Below are 12,413 nucleotides of genomic sequence, written 5' to 3' on the forward strand. Positions count from 1 at the left end.
ATGCCCCATAGTCCACGTTACCGCGTGCTGGAGGTGCTGCACCACGGTGCAGATACCCTCCTCTACCGCGCGCGGAGCGAGGAGGACGGCCGATCGGTGGTGCTCAAGGTCCTGCGGCGCGACCACACGAGCCCCCACGCTCTCGGGCGGCTCCAGCACGAGCACGAGATCGCCAGCGCGCTCGATACGGCGGTCGTCGTCAAGGCCTACGCGATGGAATCGCTCGGCGACCAGGCCGCGCTGGTCCTGGAGGACTTCGGTGGCCGCTCGCTCGACCGGCTGCTCGATGGCGACGGGCCGATGCGCGCGATGCGCGGGATGGCGATCGAGCACTTCCTCCCCCTCGCCCTCCGCATCGCCGCCGCGCTCGCCGAGCTCCACCGACACCACGTCATCCACAAGGACATCAAGCCCCAGAACCTGCTCTACAACCCCGACACCGGCGAGGTGAAGATCACCGATCTCGGCATCGCCTCCCTCTCCCCCCGCGAATCCCAGGACCTCGTCCACAACAGCCTCATCGAGGGGACGCTGGCTTACATGGCGCCTGAGCAAACAGGCCGCATGAACCGCTGGATCGACGAGCGGACCGACCTGTACTCCCTCGGCGTCACCTTCTATGAGATGCTGACGGGCGCCCTGCCCTTCCAGGCCAGCGATCCCGTCGCGTGGGTCTATTGCCATATCGCGCAGAGCCCGGTCCCACCCCACGCGCTCGTCCCCTCGATTCCACCGCAGCTCTCCGCCATCGTCCTCAAGCTGCTCTCCAAGGCCGCCGAGGAGCGCTACCAGAGCGCCCTCGGCCTGCGCCACGACCTCGACGTGTGCTTCGCGAGGTGGCGGGTGACCGGCGAGATTCAGCCCTTCGCGCTCGGGGAGCGCGATCTCTCCGACCGGTTCCGCGTCCCGCAGCGGCTCTACGGCCGCGAGCACGAGGTCGAAGCGCTGCTCGCCGCGTTCGAGCGCGTGGTCGCGAACGGCCGGCCAGAGCTCGCGCTCGTGTCAGGGTACTCGGGCATCGGCAAGTCCTCGCTCGTCGCCGAGCTGCACAGGCCCGTCGTGCACGAGCGCGGCTTCTTCCTCTCCGGCAAGTTCGATCAGACCGCGAGGGATGTCCCCTACCGTCCTTTCCTGCAGGCGTTCCGGGCGCTGTTTCAGGAGATCCTCGGCACGAGCGAGGAGCAGGTAGAGCGCTGGCGAGAGCGCCTCCGCGAGGCCCTCGACCAGAACGGCAGGCTGCTCGCCGACGTGCTCCCCGAGGTCGAGCTGCTCCTCGGCCCGCAGCCGCCCGTGCCCGAGCTCCCGCCCACCGAGGCACAGGCCCGGCTGCACGCGACGCTCCAGCGCTTCGTCGCCGCGTGCGCCCGGAAGGAGCACCCCATGGCGCTCTTCCTCGATGATCTCCAGTGGGCCGACGCGGCCAGCCTCCTCTTGCTCGAGCACCTCGCCACCCATGCCGGCGGCGCGCACCTGCTGCTGATCGGCGCCTACCGGGACAACGAGGTCGGCCCAGCGCACCCGCTCCGGCTCACGCTCGCCGAGGCCCGAAAGCGCGGCGCCGCGGTCTCCGAGCTCGTCCTCGAGCCGCTCTCCGCAGCCCATGTCCGGGCGCTCGTCGCCGAGGCGGTCCACGCGCCCGAAGCGCAGGTCGAGCCGCTCTCGCAGCTCGTCCACGAAAAGACCGGCGGCAACCCCTTCTTCGTCCTCCAGTTCCTGATCGCGCTGCACGAAGACGGGCTCATCGCCGTCGACGCAGAGCAGCGCATGTGGCGGTGGGACATCGCCGCGATCCGCGACAAAGGCTTCACCGACAACGTCATCGAGCTGATGGCCGGCAAGCTGAACCGGCTCTCGGTCCCGACGCGCGACGCGCTCAAGCTCGCCGCGTGCCTCGGCAGCAGCTTGGACCTCGACACCCTCGCGCTGCTCGCGCGCCGTAGCCCGGCGGAGCTCCGCGACGCGCTCGACGAGGCCGTCCGGGAGGGGCTGCTCCTCCGCCAGAGCAACGGAGTTCGATTTCTCCACGACCGGGTGCAGCAGGCCGCTTATTCGCTCATCCCGGCAGAGCAGCTCGCCGAGGTGCACCTCCGGATTGGCCAGCTCCTGTTGAAAGGGCGGCGCCAGGACGAGCGCGACGAGGTGCTCTTCGACGCCGTCGGCCACCTCAACCGCGGCGCCGCGCTCCTCCGTTCCCGGGCCGAGCGGGACGAGGTCGCCGCGCTGAACCTCCGCGCCGGCAGGAAGGCCAAGGCCGCCGCGGCCTTCCAGGCCGCCGCCGCGCTCTTCACCGCGGGCCTCTCCCTGCTCGCGCCGGACTCCTGGGAGACGCAGCACGAGCTGACCTACGGCCTGACCTTCGAGCGCGCGCACGTCGCGTACATCACCGGCGCCATCGACGACGCCGAGCGGCTCCTCGAGGCGCTCGAGGATCGCGCGAGGACGAGGAGCGAGACGGCCGCCGTCGTCGAGCTCGTCATCACGCTGAAGGTCACCCGCGGGCAATACGCCCGCGCGGCGGAGATCGGGCTCGCGTGGCTCCGCACCTACGACATCGATCTTCCCGTCCTCCCCACCGACGCACAGCTCGAAGAGGAGACGAAGAGCGTCTGGCAGGCCCTGGGCGGCCGGGCGATCGAGGACCTGATCGATCTGCCCGCGATGACGCACCCGGAGATCAAGGCCACGATGAGCGTGCTGCTGGGCGCTGGCATCCCCGCGTCCTTCGTGAACCCGAGCCTGCCCTTTCTCATCGTCCTGCGCATGGTCCAGCTCAGCCTGCGCCACGGCAACGCCGAGAGCTCCCCTCACGCGTACATTTCCTTCGCGAGGATGTTCGGCCCGAAGTTCGGGCGATACAAGGAGGCCTATCGGTTCGGAAAGCTCGGCTGCGACCTCGCGGACAGGAGCGGCCTCCTCACCACGAAATCGGCGGTGTTCACCGTCTTTGGACAGCATGTCGTCTTCTGGACGCGCCACTACCGAGAGACGTATCCGTACTCGCGCGCCGGCTTCAGCGCCGCGGTCGACTCGGGCGATCTGAACCACGCGTGCTTCAACCGCATGTGGGACGCGCTGTTCCGGCTGCTCTCCGGCGAGCCGCTCGCGGACGTGATCCATCAGATCGACGAGCGCCTCGGCTTCGTGCGCAGCGCCGGTCACCCGTTCGCCTATGGCATCCTCCTCGGCGCGCGCGGCATGATCCAGGTGCTGCGCGGGAGGCCGGTCCGCCTCTCGATGCTCGATGGATCCGAGCTGGATCTGCCGGCCTTCGAGGCGCGGCTCGGCGAGGGGGACCTGCAGAACGTTCAAAGCTTCTATCATGAAATGAAGGCCCAGGCGCTCTTCGTGCTCGGCGCTCCCGGAGAGGCGCTCGAGGCGGCGGCCCGCGCGATGATCGAACATGGACACGGGGTCGTGCCGACCGCCCTCCTCGCCGAGAACTTCTATTATTCCGCGCTCGCGCTCGCGGCCCTCCTCAACGCGCCGCACGCGGAGCGGGAATCCTCGCCGCTGGAGCTCCCCGAGCAGCTGCTCGACTGCGAGCGGCGGCTCGGAGAGTGGGCCAGGAACGGCCCGGACAACTTCCTCCACAAGCACGCCCTGGTCCGCGCCGAGATAGCCCGGCTCCGCGGGCAGGAATCGGAGGCGATCCGGCTCTACGAGCAGGCCATCTCCTCGGCGCAAGAGGGCGGCTTCGTCCAGCACGAGGCCATCGCCTGCGAGCTCGCTGCCCAGTTCTACCACGCGCGCGGCCTCGCCATGGCCGCCGACGCTTACCTGGAGAAGGCCCGCGCCGCCTATTTTCGCTGGGGCGCCCACGCCAAGGTGGATCAGCTCGACCAGCGCTATCCCCACCTCGCCCCGCGCAAGCCGATCGCGCCCACCGTCACCTTCGCCGTGCGGGCCGAGCAGTTCGACGTCCTGTCCGTCGTGAAGGCCTCTCAGAGCATCTCCGGCGAGCTCAAGCTCCCGCGCCTGCTCGAGACGCTGCTGCGCATCGTGGTCGAGCACGCGGGCGCCGAGGAGGGCCATGTGCTCCTGGTCCGGCAAGATCGCGTGTCGACCGCGGCGGCGATCGCCGCGTCCGGCGGCGCGGCGCGGCTCCTCGACGCGGGCGAGGCGGCGGCGGCCGCGCTGCCGCAGTCCATCCTCAACTACGTTCGCCGCAGCCACGAGCGCGTGCTGCTCGCCGACGCCGCCGCGAGGCACCCGTTCATGGAGGACGAGTATTTCGGCCGCAAGAGGCCGAGATCGGTGCTGTGCCTCCCGATCGTGCACCGGGCCCGGCTGCTCGGCCTGCTCTACCTGGAGAACAGGCTCGTCACCGGCGCGTTCACCCCAGGGCGGCTCACCGTGCTCGAGCTGCTCGCCTCGCAGTCGGCCATCTCGCTCGAGAACGCCATGCTCTATACCGACATCGAGCAGGAGAACGCCGAGCGGCGGCGGGCAGAGCGAGAGCTCCGTGAGAGCCAGGCCACGCTGCAGGCCATCGTCGACAACTCCGCCGCCGCCATCTACCTCAAGGATCGCGACGGCCGGTACCTGCTCGTCAACCGGCGGGCGGGCCGCATCTTCGGCATGAAGGCCGAGCAGCTCGTCGGCAAGACGGGCGCCGAGCTCTTGCCTGCTACGCTCGTCGAGGCCACCAGCGACCACGACCGCAAGGTGCTCGAGGCGGGCGTGCCGATGGAGTTCGAGGAAGAGGTGCTGATAGACGGGGAGCTGCGCACCCACCTGTCGATCAAGTTCCCGCTCGGCGAGGGCGTCATGCCCGGCGTGCTCTGCGGCATCTCCACCGACATCACCGAGCGCAAGCGCGCCGAGCTCGCCGAGCGCTTCCTGGCCGAGGCGAGCCGGAGGCTCATGGCCCTCGGATACGGCGCGACCCTCGACAGCGTGGCGCAGCTCGCCGTGCCCGAGCTGGCCGATCACTGCGTCATCGACGTGGGCCCCGCTCACGGCGACCCGGCTCACGCGGTCACCGCGGGCGTGCCACAGGAGCTCGCAGGCGCGTTGATGGACGCGCTGCGACCCCTGGCAGCGAGCTCTCTCGACCGCCCCGAGGTGGGCGAGCTCCGCGCTGCGCCGCGGCTCGAGCAGCTCGGCATTCACTCCTTCCTCCGGGTCCCGCTCCTCGCGCGCGACCGGCGCTTCGGGGTCATGACCCTGCTGGCGACCGCGCCACGGCGCCGCTACGGCCCCGCCGACCTGTGGCTCGCCGAGGAGCTCGGGTTACGCGCGGCGCTCGCGCTCGACAACACCCGCCTGTTCGCCGACGCCCAGGTGGCGATCGAGCGCCGGGACGAGTTCCTCCTCGTCGCATCCCACGAGCTCAAGACGCCGCTCACCTCGCTCACGATGCAAGCGCACCTCCTCGCCCGGCTCTTGCCCCGCGTCCAGCGCGCCGAGGTCTCTCCGGAGCGCATCGACGCGGCGATCCAGGTCCTGAGCCGCCAGATCGCGCGCCTCGGCCACCTGGCCAACGAGCTGCTCGACGTCACCCGCCTGAACGCCGGCCACCTGACCCTCGCGCGCGCGCCCGTCGATCTGGCCGCCCTGGCGCGGGAGGTGTTCGAGCGGATGAAACAGCAGCTCGCCGATGCCCGCTGCCCCACGAAGCTCGACCTGGAAGGGCCCGTGGTCGGGGACTGGGATGCTTCTCGCATGGAGCAGGTCCTCATCAACCTCCTGTCCAACGCGATCAAGTACGGCGCGGGAGGCCCCGTTCACGTCGTCGTGCGCGACGAGGGCGATCGCGCGCGGCTCGTCGTCCGCGATCACGGCATGGGCATCGCCGAGGCCGATCAGACAAGGATCTTCGAGCGCTTCGAGCGCGCCGTCTCCGTCCGCAACTTCGGCGGCCTCGGCCTCGGCCTCTACATCGTTCGATGGATCGTCACCTCTCACGGCGGCACCATCCGCGTCGAGAGCAAGCCGGGCGCGGGCGCCACCTTCATCGTCGAGCTGCCTTTGCGCCAGGCGGACGCCGAGGCCGACACCCAGGGCGCTCCCTTCCCGCCGGAGTGAGCCTCCACCGGGCAGGCGCGCTCACTCGATCGGCCGCGACGGACACGCACCCTTTCCGTCCTCGCTTCCGCCGTGCATGACGGCTGCGCCGACGCAGGCGAGCCAGCGCGAGATCACGCCGCCGTTTGCTCGTGACGCGGCGCACCGCTTTTGGCAGTGTATCGAATTGGGCCATGGCACGTCGCTGACGCACCGGTTTCAAAGTTCTTCCTATGCCCCATAGTCCACGTTACCGCGTGCTGGAGGTGCTGCACCAAGGTGCGGATACCCTCCTCTACCGCGCGCGGCGCGACGAGGACGGCCGGCCGGTGGTGCTCAAGGTCCTGCGGCGCGACCACGCGAGCCCACGCGCCCTCGGCAGGCTCCAGCACGAGCTCGAGGTCGCCAGCGCGCTCGATACGGCGGCCATCGTTAAGCCGTACGCCATCGAATCGTTCGACGACCAGGCGGCGCTGGTCCTGGAGGACTTCGGCGGCCGCTCGCTCGATCGGCTGCTCGAGGGCGACGTGCCGATCCCTCTCGAGCGCTTCCTCCTCCTCGCCCTCCGCCTGACAGCGGCGCTCGCCGAGCTGCACCGGCGGCACGTCATCCACAAGGACATCAAGCCCCAGAATCTGCTCTGGAATCCCAGCTCTGACGAGGTGAAGATCACCGATCTCGGCATCGCCTGCCGTCTGCCCTGCGAATCCCAGGACGTCGTCCACAACGGCCTCATCGAGGGGACGCTCGCCTACATGGCGCCGGAGCAGACAGGCCGCATGAACCGCCGGCTCGACGAGCGGACCGACCTGTACTCCCTCGGCGTCACCTTCTACGAGATGCTGACGGGCGCCCTGCCGTTCCGGGCCAGCGATCCCGTCGAGTGGGTCTATTGCCATATCGCGCAGAGCCCGGTCCCACCCCACGCGCTCGTCCCCTCGATTCCACCGGTCCTGTCCGCCGTCGTCCTCAAGCTGCTCTCCAAGGCCGCCGAGGAGCGCTACCAGAGCGCGGCGGGCCTGCGCCACGACCTGGACGAGTGCTTCGCGAGGTGGCGGGCGAGCCGCGCCATACAGCCCTTCGCGCTCGGCGGGCGCGATCTCTCCGACCGGTTCCGCGTCCCGCAGCGGCTCTACGGCCGCGAGCGCGACGTGGAGGCGCTGCTCGCCGCGTTCGAGCGCGTGGTCGCGAACGGCCGGCCAGAGCTCGCGCTCGTCTCGGGCTACTCGGGCATCGGCAAGTCCTCGCTCGTCGCCGAGCTGCACAGGCCTGTCGTGCGCGAGCGCGGCTTCTTCCTCTCCGGAAAGTTCGATCAGACCACGAGGGATGTCCCGTACCTTCCTTTCCTTCAGGCGTTCCGGGCGCTGTTTCAGGAGATCCTCGGCGCGACCGAAGAGCAGGTCGCGCGCTGGAGACGCCACCTGCGGGAGGCGCTCGGCCAGGACGGCGGTCTGCTCGCCGACGTGCTCCCCGAGCTCACGCTCCTCCTCGGCCCGCAGCCGCCCGTGCCCGAGCTTCCGGCCACCGAGGCCCAGAGCCGGCTCCTCGCCGCGCTCCAGCGCTTCGTCGCCGCCTGCGCCCGGAAGGAGCACCCCGTCGCGCTCTTTCTCGATGATCTCCAGTGGGCCGACGCGGCCAGCCTCCTCTTGCTCGAACAGCTCGCCACCTACGCCGAGCCCGAATACCTCCTGCTGATCGGCGCCTACCGCGACAACGAGGTCGGCCCGGCGCACCCGCTCCGGCTCACGCTCGCCGAGGCCCGAAGACGCGGCGCCGCCGTCTCCGAGCTCGTCCTCGCGCCGCTCTCCGCCGCCCACGTCGGCGCGCTCGTCGCCGAGGCCGTCCACGCGCCCGAAGCGCAGGTCGAGCCGCTCTCGCAGCTCGTCTACGAGAAGACCGCCGGCAACCCCTTCTTCGTGCTCCAGTTCCTCTGCGAGCTGCACCAGGAAGGCCTCATCACGCTCGACGCCGAGCGGCGCGCATGGCGCTGGGACATCGCCGCCATCCGCGACAAGGGCTTCACCGACAACGTCGTCGAGCTGATGGTGGGCAAGCTCAAGCGGCTCTCCATCCCGGCGCGGGACGCGCTCAAGCTCGCCGCGTGCATCGGCAACACGCTGGACCTCGACCCCCTCGCGATCATCGCGCGCCGTCCGGCGGAGGAGCTCCGCGACGCGCTCGGGGAGGCGGTGCGGGAGGGGCTGCTCCTCCGCCGGGGCTCTGGCTATCGCTTCCTCCATGACCGGGTGCAGCAGGCCGCGTATTCGCTGATCCCGCCCGAGCAGCTCGCCGAGGTGCACCTCTGCATCGGCCAGCTGCTCGTGAAGGCGCAGCGCGCCGAAGAGCGCGAGGACACGCTGTTCGAGATCGTCGGCCACCTCAACCGCGGCGCCGCGCTCCTCCGTTCCCGGGCCGAGCGGGACGAGGTCGCCGCGCTCAACCTCCGCGCCGGCAGGAAGGCCAAGGCCGCCGCGGCCTTCCAGTCCGCCGCGGCGCTCTTCGCCGCGGGCCTCTCCCTGCTCGCGCAGGACTCCTGGGAGACGCGGCACGAGCTGACCTTCGAGCTGACCTTCGAGCGCGCGCACGTGGCGTACATCACCGGCGGCTTCGACGAGGCCGAGCGGCTCCTCGAAGCGCTCCGCCAGCGCGCGAGGACCCATGGCGAGACGGCCGCCGTCGTCGAGCTCGCGCTCGCGTTCTACCTGACCCGCGGGCAATGCGCCCGCGGGGTGGAGATCGGGCTCGCGTGGCTCCGCGGCTGCGACATCGAGCTCCCGCTCCACCCCACCGACGCACAGCTCGAAAAGGAGGCGGCGTGCGTCTGGCGGGCCCTGGGCGAACGGGCGATCGAGGACCTGATCCATCTGCCCCCCGTGACGCACCCGGAGATCAAGATCACGATGGGCGTGCTGCATGCGATGGCCACGCCTGCGTTCTTCGCGGACGTGGACCTGCACTGTCTCATGGTCCTGCGCAGGGTCGAGCTCAGCCTGCGCCACGGCAACGCCGAGAGCTCCGCTTACGCGTACGCCGACTTCGCGAGGGTGCTCGGCCCCAGGTTCGGGCGATACCAGGAGGGGTATCTGTTCGGCAAGCTCGGCCACGACCTGGCGGAGCGGAGCGGCCTCCTCACCACGAAATCGGCGGTGTTCACCGTCTTTGGACAGCATGTCCTGTTCTGGACACGCCACTACCGAGAGGCGTATCCGTACTCGCGCGCCGGCTTCAGCGCCGCGGTCGAGTCCGGTGACCTGAACATGGCGTGCCTCAACTGCATCTGGGTCGCGCTGTTCAGGCTGCTCTCCGGTGAGCCGCTGGAGGACGTGCTCCGCGAGGTCGACGAGCGGCTCGGCTTCGTGCGGAGGGCCGGGTACGCGTACGCACACAGCTCCCTCCTCGGCGCCCACGCGATGATCCAGGCGCTGCGCGGGAGGCCGGTCCGCGTCTCGATGCTGGACGGGTCCGAGCTGGATGCTTCGGCCTTCGAGGCGCGGCTCGACAAGGGGGATCTGCACCGGATCCGCAGCCGCTATTATAGCCTGAAGGCCCAGGCGCTCTTCGTGCTCGGCGCTCACGGCGAGGCGTTCGCGGCGGCGACCCGCGCGATCCACGAGAACCCCTTGAGGACCGAGCCGCACGCGCTCATCGCCGAGAATTGCTACTATCTCGCGCTCTCGCTCGCGGCGCTCGTCGACGCCGGCCGGGGGCGCGAGGCGCGCGAGGCCCATGATGCGCGGCCCTCCCGGCCGGTGGAGCTCCCCGAGCAGCTCCTCGAGTGCGAGCGGCAGCTCGGCGAGTGGGCCAGGAACGGCCCCGACAATTTCCTCCACAAGCACGCCCTGGTCCGCGCCGAGATCGCCCGGCTCCGTGGGCAGGAATCGGAGGCGATCCGGCTCTACGAGCAGGCCGCGTCGTCGGCGCAAGAGGGCGGCTTCGTCCAGCACGAGGCCATCGCCAGCGAGCTCGCCGCGGCGTTTTACCGCGCGCGCGGCCTCGCCACCCCCGCGGACGCCTGCCTGCAAAAGGCCCGCTCCGCCTATTTCCGCTGGGGCGCCCACGCCAAGGTGGAGCAGCTCGATCAGCGCTATCCCCACCTCGCCCCGCGCCAGGCGATAGCGCCCACCGTCACGTTCGCCGTGCGAGCCGAGCAGTTCGACGTCCTGTCCGTGGTCAAGGCCTCTCAGAGCATCTCCGGCGAGCTCCAGCTCCCGCGCCTGCTCGAGATGCTCCTGCGCGTCGCGATCGAGCACGCGGGCGCCGGAGAGGGGCACGTCCTCCTGGTCCGGAAGGATCGCCTGTCGATCGCGGCGGCGCTCTCGACATCCGGGGGTACGGCGCGGCTCCTCGACGCGCGCGAGGCGGCGGCGGCCGCGCTACCGCGATCCGTGATCAACTACGTTCGCCGCAGCCACGAGCGCGTGCTGCTCGACGACGCGACCGCGAGGCACCCGTTCCTGGAGGACGAGTATTTCAGGCAGAGGGGGTCAAAATCGGTGCTGTGCCTCCCGATCGTGCGGCATACCCGGCTGCTCGGCCTGCTTTACCTGGAGAACAGGCTCATCACCGGGGCGTTCACCCCCGGGCGGCTCAGCGTGCTCGAGCTGCTTGCGTCGCAATCGGCCATCTCGCTGGAGAACGCCATGCTGTATGCCGAGGTCGAGCGGGAGAACGCCGAGCGGCGGCGGGCCGAGCAGGCGCTGAAGACCAACCAGGCGACCCTCCAGGCCATCGTCGACAACTCCGCTGCGTCCATCTACGTCAAGGATCGCGAAGGCCGGCTCCTGCTCGCCAACCGGCACGTGGGCGCCGTCATGCGCATGCCGATCTCGGCGATCGTCGGAAAGACGGTCGCCGAGATCGTGTGTTCTCCAGTCGTCGAGACCCTGCACGACCACGACAGGAAGGTGCGCGAGGCGGGCGCGCCGATGGAGTGGGAGGAGGAGCTGCCGCTGGAGGACGGGCTTCACACCTTCCTGACGGTCAAGTTCCCTCTCGGGGAGGAGGTCATGCCCGGCGGGCTCTGCGGCATCTCCACCGACATCACCGAGCGCAAGCGCGCCGAGCTGGCCGAGCGCTTCCTCGCCGAGGCAAGCCGCAAGCTCATGGCCCTCGGCTACGGCGCCACCCTCGAGAGCGTCGCGCAGCTCGCCGTGCCCGAGCTGGCCGACTGGTGCGTCATCCACGTGGACCTCGCCGACCGGGCCCCGGGAACCACGATCACCGCAGGCGTGCCGGACGGGCTCGAAGGTGCGGTGATGGACGCGCTGCGGTCCCTGGCTGCGAGCTCTCTCGACCGCCCCGAGGTGGGCGAGCTCCGCGCTGCGCCGCTGCTCGAGCAGCTCGGCGTTCACTCCTTTCTCCGGGTCCCGCTCCTCGCGCGCGACCAGTCTTTCGGGGTCATGACGTTTCTGGCGACCGCGCCCCGACGCCGTTATGGCCCTGCCGACCTGCGGCTCGCCGAGGAGCTCGGGAGCCGCGCCGCGCTCGCGCTCGACAACAGCCGTCTGTTCGCCGAGGCGCAGGAGGCGATCGAGCGCCGGAACGAGTTCCTCCTCGTCGCCTCGCACGAGCTCAAGACACCGCTCACCTCGCTGAAGATGCAGGCGCACCTGCTCGAGCGGCTGCTGCCCCGCTACCGGCGCGCGGAGATCTCCCCGGAGCGCATCGACGCCGCGCTCCAGGTCCTCAACCGGCAGATCGCGCGCCTCGCCCACCTGGTCAACGAGCTGCTCGACGTCACCCGACTGAACGCCGGCCGGCTCACCCTCACGCGCGCGCCGTTCGATCTGGCGGCCCTGACGCGAGAGGTCGTCGAGCGGATGAGACAGCAGCTCGCGAGCGCGCGTTGCCGCGCCGAGCTCGATCTGGAAGGGCCCGTGGTCGGGCACTGGGATGCCTCTCGCATGGAGCAAGTCCTCATCAACCTCCTGTCCAACGCGCTCAAGTACGGCGCGGGGGCTCCCATTCACGTCGTCGTGCGCGGCGAGGGCGATCGCGCGCGGCTCGTCGTCCGCGATCACGGCATCGGCATCGCCGAGGGCGATCAGGCCAGGATCTTCGAGCGCTTCGAGCGCGCCGTCTCCGTCCGCAACTTCGGAGGTCTCGGACTCGGCCTCTACATCGTTCGGTGGATCGTCACCTCTCACGGCGGCGCCATCCGCGTCGAGAGCCAGCCGGGCGCGGGCGCCACGTTCGTCGTCGAGCTGCCTTTGCATGCGGCGGAGACAGAGACGGACGGCCAGGATGCCCTGCTCCCGCAGGCGTAGGTGCGCGCTGCGCGCTCGCTACCCGACTGCGCGTCAGCAGCTCGCTTTCCGTCCACGCCATCGCCATGCCTGGGCGAGGGAGTCGCCGCAGGCGAGCTGGCGCGAGGACGCGCCGCCGTTTGCCCGTGACGAGGCGCACCG

At 70.3% G+C, this 12,413-nt stretch carries 2 protein-coding genes; both read left to right on the forward strand.

Going from position 1 to position 12,413, the window contains the following annotated elements; genetic code table 11:
• Entirely contained in the window at positions 1-6,027 is a 6,027-nt protein-coding gene (locus POL72_RS07630; protein WP_272094366.1) for an AAA family ATPase, read from the forward strand.
• A 212-nt stretch (positions 6,028-6,239) separates the two neighbouring features.
• Positions 6,240-12,272, forward strand: coding sequence for an AAA family ATPase (locus POL72_RS07635; protein WP_272094367.1), 6,033 nt, complete (start codon positions 6,240-6,242; stop codon positions 12,270-12,272).
• The last annotated feature ends 141 nt before the right edge of the window (positions 12,273-12,413 follow it).

Source organism: Sorangium aterium (assembly GCF_028368935.1).
Classification (GTDB): domain Bacteria; phylum Myxococcota_A; class Polyangia; order Polyangiales; family Polyangiaceae; genus Sorangium; species Sorangium atrum.